This window comes from Burkholderia sp. BCC0405 (genome assembly GCF_902833075.1).
In the GTDB taxonomy this organism is placed as follows: domain Bacteria; phylum Pseudomonadota; class Gammaproteobacteria; order Burkholderiales; family Burkholderiaceae; genus Burkholderia.
On the sequence record NZ_CADFEO010000003.1, the window covers coordinates 86,364 to 108,526 of the forward strand.

8 protein-coding genes are annotated in these 22,163 nt (G+C 64.6%); 4 read left to right on the forward strand and 4 right to left on the reverse strand.

Going from position 1 to position 22,163, the window contains the following annotated elements:
- Positions 1-171: 171 nt before the first annotated feature.
- A complete protein-coding gene (locus HWX36_RS05670; protein WP_175951241.1) occupies positions 172-1,116 on the forward strand; it encodes an AraC family transcriptional regulator in 945 nt (314 codons plus the stop codon).
- 30 nt (positions 1,117-1,146) lie between these two features.
- Here the strand turns inward: HWX36_RS05670 and HWX36_RS05675 are convergent, their stop codons facing one another.
- The 4 genes from HWX36_RS05675 to HWX36_RS05690 all read right to left on the reverse strand — a co-directional run bounded on the left by HWX36_RS05675 (position 1,147) and on the right by HWX36_RS05690 (position 5,492).
- On the reverse strand, positions 1,147-2,211 hold the full coding sequence (locus HWX36_RS05675) for a M48 family metallopeptidase (protein ID WP_175951242.1): 1,065 nt from the start codon (positions 2,209-2,211) through the stop codon (positions 1,147-1,149).
- Positions 2,201-3,622: an AmpG family muropeptide MFS transporter gene (locus HWX36_RS05680; protein WP_175951243.1), complete on the reverse strand. Its 1,422-nt coding sequence runs from the start codon at positions 3,620-3,622 to the stop codon at positions 2,201-2,203. The genes HWX36_RS05675 and HWX36_RS05680 overlap by 11 nt, the downstream gene beginning before the upstream one ends.
- A 119-nt stretch (positions 3,623-3,741) precedes the next feature.
- Positions 3,742-4,350: a methionine biosynthesis protein MetW gene (metW, locus tag HWX36_RS05685; protein ID WP_006755281.1), complete on the reverse strand. Its 609-nt coding sequence runs from the start codon at positions 4,348-4,350 to the stop codon at positions 3,742-3,744.
- On the reverse strand, positions 4,347-5,492 hold the full coding sequence (locus tag HWX36_RS05690) for a homoserine O-acetyltransferase (protein WP_175951244.1): 1,146 nt from the start codon (positions 5,490-5,492) through the stop codon (positions 4,347-4,349). The genes metW and HWX36_RS05690 overlap by 4 nt, the downstream gene beginning before the upstream one ends.
- A 713-nt stretch (positions 5,493-6,205) precedes the next feature.
- Here HWX36_RS05690 and HWX36_RS05695 point away from each other — a divergent pair.
- From HWX36_RS05695 to HWX36_RS05705, 3 genes are all read left to right on the forward strand, one after another.
- Entirely contained in the window at positions 6,206-18,712 is a 12,507-nt protein-coding gene (locus HWX36_RS05695) for a YadA-like family protein (protein ID WP_175951245.1), read from the forward strand.
- 153 nt (positions 18,713-18,865) lie between these two features.
- Positions 18,866-19,597, forward strand: a complete 732-nt coding sequence (locus HWX36_RS05700; protein ID WP_175951246.1) for an OmpA family protein — start codon at positions 18,866-18,868, stop codon at positions 19,595-19,597.
- 108 nt (positions 19,598-19,705) lie between these two features.
- Positions 19,706-21,937, forward strand: a complete 2,232-nt coding sequence (locus tag HWX36_RS05705; protein ID WP_175951247.1) for an Ig-like domain-containing protein — start codon at positions 19,706-19,708, stop codon at positions 21,935-21,937.
- The last annotated feature ends 226 nt before the right edge of the window (positions 21,938-22,163 follow it).

A 22,163-nucleotide genomic window follows, 5' to 3' on the forward strand; every position in this document is an offset into this window, starting at 1 on the left:
TGGCGATGCGGCGAGGCAGGACGTCATCGTAAGGAGCGCGGCGCCGCGGCGAAATACACGAAGGTCTGGAAGATTTGCCTATTCCTCTCTAACTGCGTGCCAACAGCCGTCAAAACGGCTGCAAGGTGCTACATTGCGAGCCGGATTCTCTTGCCGGACAGGACCACGCAGATGAGCTTCGAGCCCCTTTTCGTCGACACAGGCGACCGCGTGCAGCGCCGCATGGTCGAGCTGCATGCGCGCCTCGCGCCGAACGAGGGCGAAACGTTCGCGGCGCTCGACGGCGTGCGCTTCATCCGCGTGAGCCGTCCGGGGCCGCGCATGCCCGTGTTGTACGAACCGAGCATCGTCGTCGTGTGCCAGGGGCGCAAGCTCGGCTATCTCGGCGAGCGCTCGTTCATGTACGACGCGCGGCAGTATCTCGTGCTGTCGGTGCCGCTGCCGTTCGAATGCGAGACCTTCGCGAGCCAGGACGAACCGTTTCTCGCGATCTCGATCCGCGTCGATCTCGCGGTGATCGCCGAGCTCGCGATCCTGCTCGACGAGACGCTCGGCGCGGCCGTCGGCGAACCGGTCGGCGTGGATTCGACGCCGCTCGACGCGCCGCTGGCCGACGCGGTCGTGCGGCTGCTCGAAGCGCTCGCGTCGCCGCACGACACGCGCGTGCTGGGCCCCGCGATCATGCGCGAGATCGCGTATCGGGTGCTGACGGGCGAGCGGGGCGACGCGATCCGCGCGGCGCTCGTCCAGCAGCATCACTTCGGCCGCATTGCGAAGGCGCTGCGGCGCATCCACGCGGACCTGAAGGCCGATCTCGACGTCGAGACGCTCGCGGGCGAGGCCGGGATGAGCCTCGCGGTGTTCCATGCTCAGTTCAAGCACGTGACGGCGACGTCGCCGATGCAGTACGTGAAGGCCGCGCGGCTGCACCAGGCGCGGCTGATGATGGTGCAGGACGGGGTCGGCGCTGGCGCGGCGGCCGCGCGTGTGGGCTATGCGAGCGCGTCGCAGTTCAGCCGCGAGTTCAAGCGGCTGTTCGGCCGCAGCCCGGGTGACGAGGTGCGCTGGATGCGCGAAAGCGGAGCCCGGCCGGTCGCGGCGGACGTGGATGCGTAGCGCTGCATGGCGATCGGCCGTGCGTGGGGCTCAGCGCCGCACGACCTTGCGACGCTGCGCGCTGATGCCCGCGTAGTCGGGCAGCGTGTCGACGCGCTTGCCCACCGCCTTCGCGTAGAGCGGCATGAGATCCGGCAGGCGGTTCAGCAGATCCTGGCGGCGGGCGTTGCTGTACGGGTGCGTATAGATGAAGCCGGTTGCCTTGTTCCCGCGTGTCGCGACCGCGAGCTTGTCCCACAGCGTGATCGCCGCGCGCGGATCGAAGCCCGCGCGTGCGGCGATGTCGCCGCCGATCACGTCGGCTTCGGTCTCGTCGGTCGCGTTGTAGTGGAGCGCCTGCAGGCGTTCGCCGAGGTTCAGTGCCTGCGGCAGCGGGTCACCGACGCCGAACAGCGGCGGCAGCGCGGCCGCGCGCAGCGACGTCTGCGAGGTCGCGCTGAAGTTGCTGCGCGCGTGTTCGCGCAGCGCATGCGCGATGCAGTGCGCGAGCAGCACGCCGAGCTCGTCGTCGTTCAGGCGGACGCGATCGAGCAGGCCGCCGTACACGAGCACCTTGCCGCCCGGCAGGCAGGTCAGGCGAATGTCGCGCGAGCGGATCGCGTTGACGTCCCACGCCCAACTCTTCACGCGGTCGTTCCATTTCACCGAATACGGCGCGAGCTTCGCGACGATCGCGCGCAGGCGCTTCACGCGCGGCTGGTTCGCCGGCAGCAGGCGGTTGCTGTCGGCGGCCGCCTGCACGATCTGCGCGTATTCGTTCGCGGTGAGCTGCTCGAGCAGCGGCGACGGAATCAGCGTGCGGAAGGCAATGGCGTCGCCGTAACGGACCTGCTGCGGCGTCTGCACATAAGCCTTCGTCGACGCGGCGGCGCCGGTCGGTTGCGCGGGTTCGGCGGCGGCGGCCGGCTGGGCGGGGGCGGCGGGAGCCGAAGTCGCCGGCGGCGAGGCCGGCGCAGCGGCCGGCGCGGAACCGGCGGCGGTGGCAGCGGGCGCGCCGGCGTCGGCCGCATGGGCGAACCCCGCGGCGAGCGCCGCGGCGCCGACGCTCAACGAAGCCGCAACGCGCGCGAGGCGGTGCAGGCCGTTACTGCGCACGGCTGGCCTCGCCGTTGCGTGCGGTGCCGTTCCACGGCGCGATCTTGAACAGCAGCAGCATGCCGGGAATCGCGAGCGCGGTGCACACGATGAAGTAGTCGAACCAGCCGATCTTCGCGACGATGAAACCGCTCGCGGCCGACGCGAGCGTGCGCGGCACCGACGCGAGGCTCGTGAACAGCGCGAACTGCGTAGCCGTATAGCGCGGGTCGGTCGTGCTGGCGATATACGCGACGAACGCGGCCATCGTCAGGCCGGTGGTGAACGTTTCGGCGCCGTAGACGATTGCGAGCGCGACGGTCATCGGGCTGAATTGCGGTGCGACCGCAATGCCGAACACCGACAGCGCCGCGGCGATCGCATGGCTCGTCGACACGGTGAAGTCGTAGAGCATCGCGAGCACGGGCGAACCGGGGCCGAGCTGCGCGAGCCACGCGAAGCCGAGCGTCGACACCATCTGCAGCGCGCCGAAGATCCACAGCCCGCGGCCGATGCCGATCTTCACGAGCCAGACGCCGCCGACGATGCCGCCGGCGACGCTCGCGACGAGCGCGGTGGTTTTCGCGACGATGCCGATCTCGGTGCGCGAGAAGCCGATGTCGAGGAAGAACGACGTCGACAGCGTGGTGGCCATCGTGTCGCCGATCTTGAACAGGAAGATGAACGCGATGACGAGCAGCGCGCCGGCCCAGCCGTCGCGCTGGATGAATTCGCGGAACGGCAGCACGATCGCGTCGCGCAGGTTGCGCGGCGGCGCGCCGACCACTTCGGGCTCGCGTACGACGAGCGTCATCAGGATGCCCGGCAGCATGAATGCGCCGGTGATCGCGAACACGACGTCCCACGGCAGGTGGTCGGACAGGATCAGTGCCAGCGAGCCGGGGATCAGCGCGGCGAGCTTGTACGCGTTCACGTGGATGGCGTTGCCGAGGCCCTGTTCGGTGTCGCGCAGCAGCTCGCGACGGTAGGCGTCGATCACGATGTCGGCGCTCGCGCCGAAGAACGCGACGAGCGTGGTGAGCGCGGCGACCGTCCAGATCGAGTCGCGCGGCGACACGAAGCCGAGCGTGGCGATCGCTCCCGCGACCAGCATCTGCGTGAGCAGCAGCCAGCCGCGTCGGCGCCCCGGCCGCCAGCCGGGCAGGCGCGGGATGTAGCGGTCCATCAGCGGCGCCCACAGGAACTTCCACGTGTACGGGAACTGGATCAGCGCAAACAGGCCGATTTCCTTCAGGTTCACGCCTTCGGAGCGCAGCCATGCCTGCACGAGGTAGACGAGCGTGAAGAGGGGCAGACCCGACGTGAAGCCCAGGAACACGCAGATCAGCATGTGCGTGTTCAGGTAGGCTCGCCAGCCGGGGTGATCCTCGTGAGCGGTGAGTGCGGGCGCCTCGTGTGGCGTTTTCGACATGGACTGGAACTGGATAGCGTTGACTGATTGCGGCGACAGCGCAGGCGGCGGCGCGGGTAGCGCAGCGGCGCGGCCGCACATGCGTGCGGGCCGTCGGCGTACGTCAACGGCTTCCCGGCTCAGCTGCGCTTGACGCGGTAGACAGCAAGACTACCACGCCAGTTCGCACCCCATCGAATCGGCTGGCCTTCGTGCAGCACCACGCGGTCGAGGATCGTCACGCCGACTTCGGGCGCGAGCGCCTCGAAATCCTCGATCGTCAGCACCCGGACGTTCGGCGTGTTGTGCCACTGGTAAGGCAGCGACTTCGATACCGGCATCCGGCCGTTCAGCACCGACAGCCGGTGCGGCCAGTAGCCGAAATTCGGGAACGACACGATGCATTCGCGCCCGACCCGCGCGGTTTCGCGCAGGATCGCGGCCGTCTGGTGAATCGTCTGCAAAGTCTGCGACAGGATCGCGATGTCGAAGCTGTGGTCCTCGAACAGGCGCAGGCCGTCCTCCAGGTTCTGCTGGATCACGTTGATGCCGTTCTTCGCGCTCGCGAGCACGCCCGCGTCGTTCAGCTCGATCCCGTAGCCGGTGACGTCCAGTTCCTCCATCAGCAGCGCGAGCAGCGAGCCGTCGCCGCAGCCGAGGTCGAGCACCGTCGAGCGCGGCTCGACCCAGCGCGCGATCGTGCGGAAGTCCGCGCGCGCGGACAGGGAATTCAGCGCTTGCTGGTTCATGCACCCACCTCGTTGGCGATTCGTTCGTAATACGCACGGATCAGGTTGTGATAGCGCGCGTCGTCGAGCAGGAACGCGTCGTGACCGTGCGGCGCATCGATTTCCGCGTAGCTGACCGTGCGCTTGTTGTCGAGCAGCGCCTTCACGATCTCGCGCGAGCGTGCCGGCGCGAAACGCCAGTCGGTCGAGAAGCTCGCGATCAGGTATTTCGCCTGCGTGTGCGCGAGCGCGGCCGTCAGGTTGCCGTCGAACGCCTTGGCCGGATCGAAATAGTCGAGCGCGCGCGTGATCAGCAGATAGGTGTTCGCGTCGAAGTAGTCGGCGAACTTGTCGCCCTGGTAGCGCAGGTACGACTCGACCTCGAATTCGACGTCGAAGCTGAAGTTGTACGCGTCGAGCGCGCCGTCGGCGCGGCGCAGCGCACGGCCGAATTTCTCGGCCATGTCGTCGTCGGACAGGTACGTGATGTGACCGATCATCCGCGCGACGCGCAAGCCGCGCTTCGGCTTCACGCCGTGCGCGTAGTAGTCGCCGCCGTGGAAATCGGGATCGGACAGGATCGCCGAGCGCGCGACCTCATTGAACGCGATGTTCTGCGCGGACAGCTTCGGGGTCGACGCGATGTCGATGCAGTGCGCGACGCGCTCCGGATACATCAGGCTCCACGCGAGCGCCTGCATCCCGCCGAGGCTGCCGCCCATCACCGCGGCGAAGCGCTCGATGCCGAATGCGTCGGCGACGCGCGCCTGCGCGTGCACCCAGTCCTCGACGGTGACGACCGGGAAGCTCGCGCCGTACGGCTTGCCGGTCGACGGGTCGATGCTCATGGGGCCGGTCGAGCCGAAGCATGAGCCGAGGTTGTTCACGCCGATCACGAAGAAGCGGTTGGTGTCGAGCGGCTTGCCCGGCCCGACCATGTTGTCCCACCAGCCGGTGCTGCGCGGATCGTCCGCGTAGACGCCGGCGACGTGATGCGACGCGTTGAGCGCGTGGCAGACGAGCACCGCGTTCGAGCGCGCGGCGTTGAGTTCGCCGTACGTCTCGACGACGAGCTGATAGTTGCCGAGCGCGCTGCCGCTTTGCAAGCGCAGCGGTTCGGCGAAGTGCATGGTCTGTGGAGCGACGATGCCGATCGATTCCATTCGTTCCGCCTTATGACTGGGCAGCTAAATGGTGTCGGCGAGGCGCGGAGTCGGAGATGCGCGGCTGACGACCTCTTTAGCCGCATTTGTAGTGAACCGCCGGGACAAGGACACAACATCCACACCCCGGCCGGTTCGCGCGCCCGCAATCGAGTCAGCAAATCGGCGCGCTTCCGACCTGCCGCCCGAGGGGGCGGCGGTCGGCAAAGTATAGCGGATTTTCCCGCCGGGCGAGTGTGATCCAGGGGCGCGAGTCGGGCGCCGTCGCGTGTCGTTTTTGTCCGACCTGGTCGTGCGAAACCGGTTGTCGCGGCGATCTTTTCGATAAAGCAAATCTCAAATTATTCGATATCCGGCTCAACGGGGTAAATCCTTTAAATCCTGTAACGTTTATTAAATATTAAAAATAACTAGTACAAGTTCTACTTGTATTTGATTTGATTTAGTAATCGTCCTGTTTCCGAGGCGGGTGCCTGTCAATAGAGTTTCTTCCAGCTTTCAGTATCCGGTTGAAACGCGCGATTTCGCAGCGCTGTTGGCATGATTTTCCGCCTCTGTTCGGGCGATTTCTCAGAATGCACGTTTCGCACTTCTTTCCGGAAAGCCGTAAGCGTTGAGCTACTTGTCACCGCTCTCGTCGTGTCGTCGCATCGATATCGTTGTGCAAAGCCGATGCGCGTCGTGGAGAGGTTTTACCAAAGGAAAAGGTTCGTATGAACAAGTCGTATCGTGTCGTGTGGAACGCCTCGACCAGCACCTGGTGCGCGGCATCGGAAATTGCGCGCGGACGCTCGAAATCGTCGCGCTCCGTGAAATCGAAAATCGCCGCGGCCACCGCGCTCGTCGTTGCCTCTATGGGGTCCGCCTACGCGGACGAAGTCGACGCGGCTGACCCGACGCTAGACGATCCGGTCCGTCTGACCGACTCGAAGCCGGCTGATCCGGCGGCGCTCAAGCGAGGCGCTCCCGACACCCGGGCAGTCGTGTCCGACAACAGCGCATACGTGAAGATCAATGCGAAGGGCGACGGCACGGATAACGCGTCGGCGATGGGCGAGAATTCGATCGCGATCGGCAGCAGCGCGAGCACGCGCCCGTCTGCGACGGGGCTCGGCGGTGCGGTGGCGGTCGGTAACGCGGCGACGGCGGCCGGCAACAACGTCGCGCTTGGCGCCAAGGCATCGGCACTGGGCGATGAAGGGGCGATTGCGCTGGGGGCCGGGGCCAATGCGAGCGGCAAGGCATCGATCGCACTTGGCAACGAGGCGCAGGCGGCCGGCTGGGGCGCCTACGCGCTGGGCCGGAAGGCGAAGGCGAACGCGGAATCCGCGTTGGCGATCGGTGATTCGTCGATGGCGACACGGCAAGGCACGATGGCGATCGGCTCGCAGGCTGCCGCAGCTGCGGAAAATGCGATCGCGATCGGTCAGAGTGCGGCGGCGCGCGGCGCCGACTCCCTGGCACTCGGCTCGTACTCGGAAGCTGACCGGGACCAGACGGTATCGGTCGGCACCGCCGGTTTCGAGCGTCAGATCATCAACGTCGGGCGCGGCACGCAAGCGACCGATGCCGTCAACGTTGCGCAGCTCAAGGGCGTGACCGAAGCACTGGGCGGCAACGCGACTGTCGGTGCGGACGGCAACATCAAGAAACCGGCCTACACGATCGGCACCAAGACCTACGATAACGTCGGCGATGCGCTGCTGGCGGCGTCCGCGTCGGGCGGCGGTGCGGAAAACGCGGTCGAGTACGACTCCGACGCGAAGAATTCGGTGACCCTCGGTGGTACCGGTGCGGCCGCGGTCAAGCTCACCAACGTGCGCGCGGCCACGCTGTCGTCGACCAGCACGGACGCCGTCAACGGCGCGCAACTGTTCGCGACCAACAACCGCGTGACCAACGTCGAACAATCGCTGAACGATAGCGGCCTGATCGATCCGTCGACCGGCGAGTCGCTCGCGGTCGTGTACAACAATGCGACGAAGAGCACCGTTTCGCTGGGCGGCACGGGCGGCACGGTTCTCACGAACGTGAAGGCCGGCAGGATCGCATCGGCCAGCAAGGACGCCGTGAACGGCGGTCAGTTGTACGACGTGTCGTCGAGCGTCGCGTCCGCACTCGGCGGCGAGTCGGCTGTCAATGCGGACGGCACCATTTCGAAACCGGCTTATAAGGTCGGCGACAAAACCTACAGCAATGTCGGTGACGCGCTTCAGGCCGCGGCCGCCGCGGGTGGGGCCGGCGGCGAGGACGCGAACGCCGTGCACTATGACGGCGCGGGTAAGGCGAGCGTGACGCTGGGCGGTGCGGGTGCGTCGACGCCGGTCGCGCTGAAGAACGTCGCGACGGGCCAAGCCGCTACCGACGCCGTCAACGTGGCCCAGCTCCAAAGCGGCATGAGCGACGTCAAGGACGAGATCAAGCAGGATCTTGGCAACGGCACGCTCAACATGAAGTACATCAAGGTCAATGCCACCGGCATGCAGGCCAATGCGCTCGGCAAGAACAGCGTGGCGATCGGCTCGCAAGCGAATGCGACGAACGTCGATACGCTGGCGATCGGTTCGGGCGCCCGGGCATCGGGCATGAACTCCATCGCGATCGGCGTCAACTCGGTTGCCGCGGGCGCCAATACCGTGTCGATAGGTGACGTGGGTGCGACGCGCCGGATCGTCAATGTCAGCGATGGCGTCGACGATACCGATGCCGTCAACATGAAGCAACTGACCGATGCGATGCATTCCGCCAATACGAAGCTCGACGCGAAGATGACGCGGATGGTGCGTGACGTCGAATCGAAGCCGGGCAGCTTCGTCGCGATCGAAGGGTTGGGCGCGGACGGCAGCATGCCGAACATTGCATCGATGAACGGTCGCGATCCGAAGATGGGCACGGCCGCCGCCATTGGCGTCGGGAGTGGCGCCAGCGGGATCAATTCGATCGCGGTCGGTCTGCAGGCAGTCTCGAATTCGGATCACTCGGTGGCGATCGGCAGTATTGCGCAGACCGGGGTCGATCAACCGTATGCGGTCGCGATGGGCAGCATGGTCACGACGAACGGCGCAGGCGCGCTGGCAATCGGTTCCCGAGCAAAAGCCAACGCCGATAACGCGGTGGCGGTCGGCAACAACGGCGTGGCAGCCGTGGGCAAGAGCTCGATCGCGATCGGCGACAAGGCGATGACGGCGGCGGGTACCGTGAACAGCGTCGCGATGGGCAAGTCTGCCAACGTCGCGCAAAACGTCACGGATGCCATTGCACTGGGTGCCAACGCGAGTGTGGCGTCGGGCAATAACGGCGGCATCGCACTGGGCGCCAATTCTGTCGCCGATCGCGGCAATGCGCTCTCCGTGGGGTCGAATTCGCTCCAGCGCCAGATCGTCAACGTCGCAAAGGGTACTAAAAACAACGACGCGGTGAACGTGAGCCAGTTGACGGGCGTGACGAACGCGCTCGGCGGCGGCGCGGGCATCGGCACCGATGGCAACATTACGGCACCGACGTACAAGGTCGGCGACACGACGTACAACAACGTCGGCGACGCGCTGGACGCGATGGCGAAGAACGGCGGCTCCGACCCGAACGCCGTGTCTTACGATAGCGTGACGAAGGACAAGGTGACGCTGGCCGGTGGCACGACGGGTACGACGCTGTCGAACGTGAAGGCCGGTACGGCCGACATGGATGCGGTGAACGTGTCGCAGCTGAAGTCGTCGGGCCTCGTTGGCGAGGATGGCAAGTCGCGTGCTGCAGTGACGTACGACAAGAACACGGACGGCACGCCGAACTACAAGTCGGCCACGCTGGCAGGCGAAGGCGGTACGACGCTGACGAACGTGAAGGCCGGTGCGCTGTCGGCGACGAGCACGGACGCGGTGAACGGTTCGCAACTGTTCGCGACGAACGAGAACCTCGGCAACCTGAAGGACACCCTGACGGATGGCGGCGTCATCGACAAGACGACGGGCGAATCGCTGGCGGTGGTGTACGACAGCACGACGAAGGATAAAGTGACGCTGGCCGGTGGCAAGACGGGCACGACGCTGTCGAACGTGAAGGCTGGTACGGCGGACATGGACGCGGTGAACGTGTCGCAGCTGAAGTCGTCGGGTCTCGTTGGCGAGGATGGCAAGTCGCGTGCTGCAGTGACGTACGACAAGAACACGGACGGCACGCCGAACTACAAGTCGGCCACGCTGGCAGGCGAAGGCGGTACGACGCTGACGAACGTGAAGGCCGGTGCGCTGTCGGCGACGAGCACGGACGCGGTGAACGGTTCGCAACTGTTCGCGACGAACGAGAACCTCGGCAACCTGAAGGACACCCTGACGGATGGCGGCGTCATCGACAAGACGACGGGCGAATCGCTGGCGGTGGTGTACGACAGCACGACGAAGGACAAAGTGACGCTGGCCGGTGGCAAGACGGGCACGACGCTGTCGAACGTGAAGGCTGGTACGGCCGATATGGACGCGGTGAACGTGTCGCAGCTGAAGTCGTCGGGCCTGATCGATGGTGACGGCAAGTCGATTGCCGCGGTGACGTACGACAAGAAGACGGACGGCACGCCGAACTACAACTCGGTGACGCTGGGCGGTGGTAAGTCGACGGGCCCGGTGACGCTGTCGAACGTTGCACAGGGCAAGGCCAACACCGACGCGGTGAACGTCGAGCAATTGACGAAAGCGATCAGCGACGTGGAAGGCGGCATGAACCCGCTGGCCGTGTCTTACGACAGCGTGACGAAGGACAAGGTGACGCTGGCCGGTGGCACGACGGGTACGACGCTGTCGAACGTGAAGGCCGGTACGGCGGACATGGACGCGGTGAACGTGTCGCAGCTTAAATCGTCGGGCCTGATCGGTGAAGATGGTAAGTCGATTGCTGCAATCACATACGACAAGAACGCGGACGGCACGCCGAACTACAAGTCGGCCACGCTGGCAGGCGAAGGCGGCACGACGCTGACGAACGTGAAGGCCGGTGCACTGTCGGCGACGAGCACGGACGCGGTGAACGGTTCGCAGCTGTTCGCGACGAACGAGAACCTTGGCAACCTGAAGGACACGCTGACGGATGGCGGCGTCATCGACAAGACGACGGGCGAATCGCTGGCGGTGGTGTACGACAGCACGACGAAGGACAAAGTGACGCTGGCCGGTGGCAAGACGGGTACGACGCTGTCGAACGTGAAGGCCGGTACGGCGGACATGGACGCGGTGAACGTGTCGCAGCTTAAATCGTCGGGCCTGATCGGTGAAGATGGTAAGTCGATTGCTGCAATCACATACGACAAGAACACGGACGGCACGCCGAACTACAAGTCGGCCACGCTGGCAGGCGAAGGCGGTACGACGCTGACGAACGTGAAGGCCGGTGCACTGTCGGCGACGAGCACGGACGCGGTGAACGGTTCGCAGCTGTTCGCGACGAACGAGAACCTCGGCAACCTGAAGGACACCCTGACGGATGGCGGCGTCATCGACAAGACGACGGGCGAATCGCTGGCGGTGGTGTACGACAGCACGACGAAGGACAAAGTGACGCTGGCCGGTGGCAAGACGGGCACGACGCTGTCGAACGTGGCGGCTGGTACGGCCGACATGGATGCGGTGAACGTGTCGCAGCTGAAGTCGTCGGGCCTCGTTGGCGAGGATGGCAAGTCGCGTGCTGCAGTGACGTACGACAAGAACACGGACGGCACGCCGAACTACAAGTCGGCCACGCTGGCAGGCGAAGGCGGCACGACGCTGACGAACGTGAAGGCCGGTGCACTGTCGGCGACGAGCACGGACGCGGTGAACGGTTCGCAGCTGTTCGCGACGAACGAGAACCTCGGCAACCTGAAGGACACCCTGACGGATGGTGGTGTCATCGACAAGACGACGGGCGAATCGCTGGCGGTGGTGTACGACAGCACGACGAAGGACAAAGTGACGCTGGCCGGTGGCAAGACGGGCACGACGCTGTCGAACGTGAAGGCTGGTACGGCCGACATGGACGCGGTGAACGTGTCGCAGCTGAAGTCGTCGGGTCTGATCGATGGTGACGGCAAGTCGATTGCCGCGGTGACGTACGACAAGAAGACGGACGGCACGCCGAACTACAACTCGGTGACGCTGGGCGGTGGTAAGTCGACGGGCCCGGTGACGCTGTCGAACGTTGCACAGGGCAAGGCCAACACCGACGCGGTGAACGTCGAGCAATTGACGAAAGCGATCAGCGACGTGGAAGGCGGCATGAACCCGCTGGCCGTGTCTTACGACAGCGTGACGAAGGACAAGGTGACGCTGGCCGGCGGCAAGACGGGCACGATGCTGACGAACGTCGCGGCGGGCAAGGTGAGCGCGGACAGCAAGGACGCGGTCAACGGCTCGCAGCTGCACGGTACGGCGCAGAGCGTGGCGGACGCGCTGGGTGGTCGCTCCGCAGTGGACGAAAACGGCAAGCTGAAGGCGCCGACGTACACGCTGGCCGATCCGGCGGACGATACGAAGAAGGTCGATTACCACACGGTAGGCGATGCGCTGGAGAACCTGGACGGTCGAGTGGCAAGCAACACGGGCGACATCACGCACATCAAGAACCAGTTCACGAACACGGGCCTGGTGGATGCGGATGGCGACACGCGCGCCGCGGTGACGTACGACAAGAACAAGGACGGCACGCCGAACTACCAGTCGGCAACACTGGCGGGTAAAGGTGGCACGAAGCTGACGAACGTGGCGGCCGGTACGGCCGACACGGACGCAGTGAACGTATCGCAGCTGAAGTCGTCTGGCCTCGTTGGCGAGGACGGCAAGTCGCGTGCTGCTGTGACGTACGACAAGAACACGGATGGCACGCCGAACTACAAGTCGGCCACGCTGGCAGGCGAAGGCGGCACGACGCTGACGAACGTGAAGGCCGGTGCGCTGTCGGCGACGAGCACGGACGCGGTGAACGGTTCGCAACTGTTCGCGACGAACGAGAACCTCGGCAACCTGAAGGACACCCTGACGGATGGCGGCGTCATCGACAAGACGACGGGCGAATCGCTGGCGGTGGTGTACGACAGCACGACGAAGGACAAAGTGACGCTGGCCGGTGGCAAGACGGGCACGACGCTGTCGAACGTGAAGGCTGGTACGGCCGATATGGACGCGGTGAACGTGTCGCAGCTGAAGTCGTCGGGCCTGATCGATGGTGACGGCAAGTCGATTGCCGCGGTGACGTACGACAAGAAGACGGACGGCACGCCGAACTACAACTCGGTGACGCTGGGCGGCGGTAAGTCGACGGGCCCGGTGACACTGTCGAACGTGGCCAAGGGCAAGGTCGGCACGGACGCGGTGAACGTCGATCAACTGACGGACGCACTTCGCGACGTGGAAGGCGGCATGAACCCGCTGGCCGTGGCCTACGACACCGCGAAGAAGGACAAGGTGACACTGGCAGGCGAAGGCGGTACGAAGCTGTCGAACGTGAAGGCCGGTACGGCGGATATGGACGCGGTGAACGTGTCGCAGCTGAAGTCGTCGGGTCTGGTCGGTGAAGACGGCAAGTCGCGTGCTGCAGTGACGTACGACAAGAACGCGGACGGCACGCCGAACTACACGTCGGCGACGCTGGCGGGTGAAGGCGGTACGAAGCTGTTGAACGTGAAGGCTGGTACGGCCGACACGGATGCGGTGAACGTATCGCAGCTGAAGTCGTCGGGTCTGGTCGGTGAAGACGGCAAGTCGCGTGCTGCAGTGACGTACGACAAGAACGCGGACGGCACGCCGAAGTACACGTCGGCGACGCTGGCAGGCGAAGGCGGTACTACGTTGTCAAACGTGAAGGCTGGTACGAAGGACATGGACGCGGTAAACGTGTCGCAGCTGAAGTCGTCGGGCCTGGTCGATGGTGACGGCAAGTCGCGTGCTGCAGTGACGTACGACAAGAACGCGGACGGCACGCCGAACTACACGTCGGCGACGCTGGCGGGTGAAGGCGGTACGAAGCTGTCGAATGTGAAGGCCGGTACGGCCGACATGGACGCGGTGAACGTGTCGCAGCTGAAGTCGACGGGTCTGATCGGTGACGACGGCAAGACGCTGGCCGCGGTGACGTACGACAAGAAGGCGGACGGTACCCCGAACTACAAGTCGGCGACGCTGGCAGGTGAAGGCGGCACGAAGCTGTCGAACGTTGCAGATGGCAAGGCCGACAAGGACGCGGTGAACGTATCGCAACTGAAGTCGTCGGGCCTCATCGGTGAAGACGGCAAGTCGCTGGCCGCAGTGACGTACGACAAGAACGCGGACGGCACGCCGAACTACAAGTCGGCGACGCTGGCGGGCGAGGGTGGTACGAAACTGTCGAACGTGAAGGCCGGTACGGCCGACATGGACGCGGTGAACGTGTCGCAACTGAAGTCGACGGGCCTGATCGGTGAAGACGGCAAGTCGCGTGCCGCGGTGACGTACGACAAGAACGCGGATGGCACGCCGAACTACAAGTCGGCGACGCTGGCGGGCGAAGGCGGCACGAAGCTGTCGAACGTGAAGGCCGGTACGGCCGACGCGGACGCGGTGAACGTGTCGCAACTGAAGTCGTCGGGTCTGATCGATGGTGACGGCAAGTCGATTGCCGCGGTGACGTACGACAAGAATGCGGACGGCACGCCGAACTACAAGCGAGCCACGCTGGCAGGCGAAGGCGGTACGACGCTGTCGAACGTGGCGGCGGGCAAGGCCGACAAGGACGCAGTGAACGTATCGCAACTGAAGTCGTCAGGCCTGATCGGCGAAGACGGCAAGTCGATTGCCGCGGTCACGTACGACAAAAATACGGACGGCACGGCGAACCACGAGTCGGTGACGCTCGCGGGCAAGACGGGCACGAAGCTGACGAACGTGAAGGCGGCTGAACTGTCGGCGACGAGCATGGACGCGGTGAACGGCTCGCAGCTGTTCGCGACGAACGAGAGCCTGGGCAACCTGAAGGACGCGCTGACGGATGGTGGTGTCATCGACGAAAAGACGGGCGAATCGCTGGCGGTAGTGTACGACAGCACGTCGAAGGACAAGGTGACGCTGGCCGGCGACAAGACGGGCACGACGCTGTCGAACGTGAAGGCCGGTACGGCCGACCTGGACGCGGTGAACGTGTCGCAGTTGAAGTCGTCGGGTCTGATCGACGAAGACGGCAAGTCGATTGCCGCGGTGACGTACGACAAGAAGGCGGACGGTACGACGAACTACGGTTCGGTGACGCTGGGCGGCGGGAAGTCGACGGGCCCGGTGACGTTGTCGAACGTGGCGGCGGGCAAGGCCGGCACGGACGCAGTAAACGTCGACCAGTTGAACGATCTGGAAGACTCGCTGGTCAACGGTGCAATCAGGCTCAAGTACATCAAGGTCAACTCGGAAGGTCGCGATGCAATTGCGAGAGGTCCCGAGAGTGTCGCGATTGGTGCGAACGCCTGGGCAACCAGGCCGCAAGCGATGGCATTGGGGTCGGGTTCGAGAGCGAACGGTGTCAACTCGGTGGCAATCGGCTACAACTCGGTCGCCGACGACGACAACACCGTTGCGGTGGGTAACGTCGGTGAAGAGCGCCGTGTCGTTCACCTCGCCGCTGGTGTCGACGACACCGATGCCGTCAACATGAAGCAACTGACCGATGCGATGCATTCCGCCAATACGAAGCTCGATGCGAAGATGACGCGGATGGTGCGTGACGTCGAATCGAAGCCGGGCAGCTTCGTCGCGATCGAAGGGTTGGGCGCGGACGGCAGCATGCCGAACATTGCATCGATGAACGGTCGCGATCCGAAGATGGGCACGGCCGCCGCCATTGGCGTCGGGAGTGGCGCCAGCGGGATCAATTCGATCGCGGTCGGTCTGCAGGCAGTCTCGAATTCGGATCACTCGGTGGCGATCGGCAGTATTGCGCAGACCGGGGTCGATCAACCGTATGCGGTCGCGATGGGCAGCATGGTCACGACGAACGGCGCAGGCGCGCTGGCAATCGGTTCCCGAGCAAAAGCCAACGCCGAAAACGCGGTGGCGGTCGGCAACAACGGCGTGGTAGCCGTGGGTAAGAGCTCGATCGCGATCGGCGACAAGGCGATGACGAAGGCGGGCACCGTGAACAGCATCGCTATCGGTACGAATGCGAACGTGCAACAGAACGTGGCCGACGCCATCGCGCTCGGGGCGAACTCGCAGGCGCTGTCTTCGAACAGCGTCGCGTTGGGTGCCAACTCGCTCGCGGATCGTGCGAATGCGTTGTCGATCGGCTCGGCAGGCGCCGAACGGCAGATCATCCACGTCGCGAAGGGCACGCAGAACACCGACGCGGTGAACCTCGCGCAGCTCAAGGGTCTCGCGGACGTGGTCGGCGGCGGTACGGGCTTCGACGCGAACGGCGACGTGACCGCGCCGACGTACACGATCGACGGCAAGGAGTACCACAACGTCAACGACGCGCTGCAGGCCGCAGCGAAGAGTGGCAATGATGGCGGTAACGGCACGGATCCGAATGCGGTGGCCTATGACGGCGCGCAGAAGGACTCGGTGACGCTGGCCGGCCAGAACGGTACGACGTTGTCGAACGTGGCGGCGGGCAAGGCCGACACGGACGCGGTGAACGTGTCGCAACTGAAGTCGTCGGGCCTGATCGGCGAGGACGGCAAGTCGGTCGCCGCGGTGACGTACGAGAAGAACGCGGACGGCACGCCGAATTACAAGTCGGTGAAGTTGGCCGGCGAAGGCGGCACGATTCTGTCGAACGTGGCGGCGGGCAACGCCGACACGGACGCGGTGAACGTATCGCAACTGAAGTCGTCGGGCCTGATCGGTGACGACGGGAAGTCGATTGCCGCGGTGACGTACGACCGCAACCTGGACGGCACGACGAACTACGGTTCGGTGTCGCTGGGCGGTGGTAAGACGGCGGATCCCGTGACACTGTCGAACGTGGCAAAGGGTAAGACTGGCACGGACGCAGTGAACGTCGATCAACTGACGGACGCCATCCGCGACGTGGAAGGCGGCATGAACCCGCTGGCACTGGCTTACGACAACGTGAGCAAGGACAAGGCGACGCTGGCCGGCCAGGGCGGCACGACGCTGTCGAACGTGGCGGCGGGTAAGGCCGACATGGACGCGGTGAACGTCGCGCAGTTGAAGTCGTCGGGCCTGATCGGCGAGAGCGGCAAGTCGCTCTCGGCCGTGACCTACGATACGCACGCCGACGGCAGCACGAACTTCGCATCGGTGACGTTCGGTGGCGTGAACGCCGGTGTTCCTGTCGCGCTGCATAACATCGCAGCCGGCAAGGCATCGACGGACGCAGTCAACGTGTCGCAGTTGAAGGGCGTGACCGACGCAATCGGCGGTGGCTCGGGCATTGACGCGGACGGCAAGGTTACCGCGCCGGTCTACTCGGTCGACGGCAAGGATTACGCGTCGGTCGGCGACGCAATCAAGGCGTTGGAGCAGCGCGAGGGCGGGGCCGGCAACGGTGCGACCCCGAACGCAGTCGCCTATGACGACGCTGCCAAGTCGACCGTGACGCTCGCGGGCGCGCAAGGCACCGTAATCCGCAACGTGGCGGACGGCTCGGTGGCGCAGGATAGTACCGAGGCCATCAACGGCAGTCAGTTGAACTTCGTCGCGCAGAGCATCGCGGATAGTCTGGGTGGCGGCGCCAAGGTCGATCCGGTAACCGGTGACGTCTCCGCCCCGGTGTATGAGTTGACTGAAGCGGATGGTTCGAAGATGCAGTACGACAATGTCGGCGACGCATTCACGCATCTCGACGATCGCGTATCGTCGAACACGACGCAGATCGAGACACTGCAGAAGGGTGTCGCAAACGCGGTTCAGTACGACGATGCGACGCACGCATCCGTCACGCTGGGTGGTGTCGGTTCGGCGCCGGTGACGCTGAAGAACGTCTCGGACGGTGTCGACGAGACCGATGCGGTCAACGTGCGGCAACTGCGCTCGGCTGGCCTGGTCGGTGAAGACGGCACGCTGCAGTCGGCGGTCGTGTACGACAAGAACGCGGACGGCACGACGAACTACGGTTCGGTGACGCTCGGCGGTGTCGGCGCGGCGACTCCGGTCGCCCTGCACAACGTGGCGGCCGGCAAGGCCGCGACGGATGCGGTGAACGTCAGCCAGTTGAGTGGCGTGACCGATGCGCTCGGCGGCGGTGCGAAGGTCGACGAGGAAACCGGCAAGGTCATCGCGCCGACGTACGACGTGGGGGGCAACACCTTCCACAACGCAGGCGACGCACTGACGAACATCGACAACCGGGTCACGCAGATCCAGGACAACCTTGGTGAGGCCACGAAGCTGGTCGGAGCTGTCGCTTACGACAAGAACGGCGACGGCACCGTGAATTTCAACAAGGTGACGCTGGGCAACGGCTTGTCGTCGGGGCCGGTGGTGTTGACGAACGTCGCGGACGGCAAGAGCCAGTACGACGCCGTGAACTACGGTCAGTTCTCGAAGCTGGAAGGGCGTGTCAACGATATCGACGATCGCTTGCACGCAGCGACCAAGCCGGGTGACGGCAACAACGGCAACAACGGCGGTTCGGGCAACAACGGCAACGGCCTGATCAACGGCACGGGCGGTAGTGGCGAGAAGGCCGCCGAGATTCTCGCCGCGAAACCGGGCACCGGCAACGGCAATGTCGCAGCCGGCTCCGATTCGATGATCGCGGACGGCAAGCACAACAGCACGGCGATCGGCGCCGGGTCGAAGGTGCAGGCGGAAGGCGGCACGGCGATCGGTCACGGCGCAACGGTGTCATCTGGCGCGACCAACTCGGTTGCGCTGGGGGAGGGATCGAAGGCGACCGAAGCCAACACGGTATCCGTCGGCTCTGATGGCCACGAGCGCCGAATCGTCAACGTCGCGGACGGGGTGAAGGCCACGGATGCTGTCAGCAAGGGGCAGTTCGACCGTGCGCTCGGCGGGATGCAAGGCCAGATCAACGACATCTCGCGGAACGCCTATTCCGGTATCGCGGCGGCCACGGCGCTGACGATGATTCCGGGTGTCGATCCGGGCAAGACCTTGTCGTTCGGTATCGGTGGCGGGTCGTACAAGGGCTATCAGGCGGTCGCGATGGGCGGTGAAGCGCGCATCACGGAAAACCTGAAGATGCGTGCCGGCGTCGGCCTCAGCAGCGGCGGCAATACCTTCGGGGTAGGCGCGTCGTATCAGTGGTAAGGCGGCAACGCGGGCCGCTCGGCCCGCGTCGTCACCCTCGATGCGTGGTCGAGCGGGCGCTCGTCGCCCGTTACGCCACGCATCACACCACACGACCGGCTTCATTTCCATCCGTCAATTTCCAGGAGTCCGCCTCGAGCGGACCGAATCATCATGAACAAACCACAACACTTCGTCCGTCGGGGCTTGCTCGGCGCATTCGTCGTTCTGCTGAGCGCATGCACGACGCAATCGGGCCCGACGTATACCGTCCGGGCGATCAAGGCGCCCGATCAGGCGGCGCCGGTCTTTCGCGTGACATGCGAGGGGCTGGTGTCCAGCACGCAATCGTGCGAGGCGGCCGCGCGGAAGTTCTGCGCCGGCAAGCCGGTCACGCAGCTGCAAGCGGTCGATCGCGTGCGTCGCGGCGCCGCAATGGGCGATCCGCGTGAACTGACTTTCATGTGCGGCGTGCCGCCTCAGGCGCGCGTCGAGCCGCCGGTCGCCGCGCAACCGCAACCGGTCGAGCAGCCGCAGCCGGTCGTTGCGCCGATTGCGCAGCGACAGGTGCTGCTGCAAGGCAGCGCGAACTTCGCGTTCGACAGCGCGGCGCTGACGCCGAGCGCGCGACAGGCGCTCAACCGCTTTCTGGACGTGAATCGCGATGCGCGGTTTCAGCGCGTGACGGTCACGGGCTACACCGATTCGCAGGGGGCGCACGCCCATAACGTTCGACTGTCCGAGGCGCGAGCGCGAGCGGTGGCCACGTACCTGCGCGCGGGCGGGCTGCGTGCGGACCACTTCGCGACCGTCGGCAAGGGCGCGGCAGAGCCCGTTGCGAGCAATGCGACGGCCGAGGGGCGCGCGCAGAACCGGCGCGTCGAGATCGAACTCGAGACCGCATAACGAACGGGGATCGACGGTTCCGAGGCAACCGGTGGCGGTTGCCGCGGAGCGAATATTGAACGGTCCGGATGGCTCCGGGACATCCTGGACCGATACAAGAGAGTAAAAATGGCAGAACAGAAAGCAACGACGCGCCCGTCGCGTCCGACGATCGACGCAGTGACCGACAACGTACCGCCGCATACCGGCGTGATCGAGAAAGGCGGGCTCACCAATGACCCGAGTCCGACGATGAGCGGGCGCGGCGATGTCGGATCGATCATTCATATCCTCGTGGACGGCCGCGAGGTCGGAACGGCCGTCGTCAAACCGAACGGAACCTGGAGTTTCTCGTTGCCGCAGGCGCTGTCGGACGGCGAGTATCGCCTGACGGTGCGCGCGAGCAACGACGCGGGCTGGAGTGTGCCGTCGACGTCGTATGGCATTCAGGTGGACGTGACGCCGCCGTCGCAGCCGAAGATCGAAGCGGCGACGGAGGGCACGTCGCCCATGCTGTCGGGTCGCGCGGAAGCGTATTCGACGGTGACGATCTACGACGGCACGACGCTGCTGGGTACGACGACGACAAATATCGACGGCACGTGGGCGTTCCAGCTGCCGTCCGGTTTGTCGAACGGCACGCATGCGCTGACGGTGTCGGCGATGGATCCGGCGGGAAACACGAGCGTGAGGTCGGAGGGGTTTGATGTGACGGTGGGGCCAGTGGCGCCGCCGGTGCCGACCACGAAGGCGATGCTGGACGACATGGGGCGGGACAGCGGCAACTTCAACTTCGACAGATTGACGAACGACGGCACGGCAGGGCGGTTATTGAACGGCCATCTGACGGCGGCGTTGAAGGCGGGCGAGAAGGTGCAGGTGTCGACGGACGGCGGCCGGACATGGATTGACGCGTTGATGAAGTCGGACGGCACGTGGGTGGCGATCGACCCGAATGCGCATGCGGGCAACTGGACGATCCAGACGCGGGTGGTCAATGGCGACGGCGTGGCAGGCGAGTCGACCACGTACGACGTGATGCTGGACACGAAGGCGCCCGACGCGCCGGGCAGCCTGACGTTCGATTCGGCGACGGGTGTCGTTCATGTCGGCATCACCGGAACGGGGGCGATCGCTGGCGATATCGTCAAGATCATTATCGGAAACTACACGGTGGAACATGCGCTGACGAGCAGCGAGATATCGGCTGGCGTGGTCGGCGTGACGATTCCGAAGGACGTGCAGAACGCATTGGGTGCTGACTGGAGCGGCAACGCAAGAGTCAACGCTGCCATCGTCGATCAGAGCGGAAACTCGTCGGAGTGGCGATGGGCTCAATGGGAGGCCCGGTCGCTCAATTTCGACGGCGTGAAGATGGATCTCATCTTTGTCGGAAACTCGATTACTTACGACGGCCTGAAGGTGACGAAGACCATGCATCCCAACGGCAGCACGTCGAACTCATCGACCTCAGGTGCTGGGATCTCGAACGGATATCTCTCTTTCGGTGGCGGCATCACGATCGATTTCCAGGGCTTTACCGCGCATCGATTCGATTTCGACTACAAGAATGCCCCGGTCAGTCCCACCGAAGTGATGCGTAACCCGGCGGTGATGTATTTCTTTGACAAGAACGGAAAAAGCCTGGGCAGTATGAATCTGCAGGATTTTAACTGGACGACGAAAACCTTTATTGCGCCGGAGGGGAGCGAGATCGCATCGATCAAGATTACGTCCATGAAGGCCGGAAATAGTTTCAACGGCTACAACTCGTTCTATCTTGACAATTTCGTGTTTGACAAGGGCGTGAATAATTCCAATAGCGGGGCGTGGAAGACCGGCGTGGACGCAATCCACGACCATCAGATCGTCGTCGAGCTTTCCGATGCCTATCACGGTGGCGCCGGCAACGATGTTTTCAACCTCTCCGATGTCCGGTATCTCGACAAGCCCGGTGCGGGAATCCACGGTGGAGCGGGGATCGACACGCTTGAGCTGACGGGCGCCAATCAAACGTTGGACTTGTCGAAATTGCTTGGGCAGGGCCACAGCGACAAGCTTTCTTCGATCGAGATCATCGATATCACGGGTACGGGCGACAACGTGCTGAAGCTGTCGATGCGTGATGTGCTGGAACTGGGTCACGCAGACGTGTTCCGTACCGATGGCCATACGCAGATGATGGTGAACGGCAATGCGGGCGACCGCGTCGAATTGTCGGGCATGACCGGTATCAATGACGGTCGCTGGACGAATCAGGGGATGGTGGCGATCAACGGCATGGCCTACGTCGTTTACGAGAATACGGCGCTGAACGTCGAATTGCTGGTGCAGGCGGCTGTGACGACCAGCCTGGTCTGATATGCCGGCGCTGTCCCGAAACGCACCCCGGTGCGTTTCGGGCGCTCGTTGCATTCGGTGTACCGGCGGGGCAAGCCGGATTTCCTTCGAGAGTCGTGCTTTTCTGCAAGCCTCCGGGCAGACCCGTGTTCAGCCCACATTTGAAATCGGAATTCGAACTTGTCTCTACTGGCTGGGATTTTCTTTAGGTCTTGTCCCATTTTGGCGCGCAGACACATTCCGTAAA

Excerpts from the sequence above, each read along its gene's own strand:
- HWX36_RS05670 (WP_175951241.1), top strand. The coding sequence starts at position 172 with ATGAGCTTCGAGCCCCTTTTCGTCGACACAGGCGACCGCGTGCAGCGC.
- HWX36_RS05680 (WP_175951243.1), bottom strand. The coding sequence starts at position 3,622 with ATGTCGAAAACGCCACACGAGGCGCCCGCACTCACCGCTCACGAGGAT.
- metW (WP_006755281.1), bottom strand. The coding sequence starts at position 4,350 with ATGAACCAGCAAGCGCTGAATTCCCTGTCCGCGCGCGCGGACTTCCGC.
- HWX36_RS05690 (WP_175951244.1), bottom strand. The coding sequence starts at position 5,492 with ATGGAATCGATCGGCATCGTCGCTCCACAGACCATGCACTTCGCCGAA.
- HWX36_RS05695 (WP_175951245.1), top strand. The coding sequence starts at position 6,206 with ATGAACAAGTCGTATCGTGTCGTGTGGAACGCCTCGACCAGCACCTGG.
- HWX36_RS05700 (WP_175951246.1), top strand. The coding sequence starts at position 18,866 with ATGAACAAACCACAACACTTCGTCCGTCGGGGCTTGCTCGGCGCATTC.
- HWX36_RS05705 (WP_175951247.1), top strand. The coding sequence starts at position 19,706 with ATGGCAGAACAGAAAGCAACGACGCGCCCGTCGCGTCCGACGATCGAC.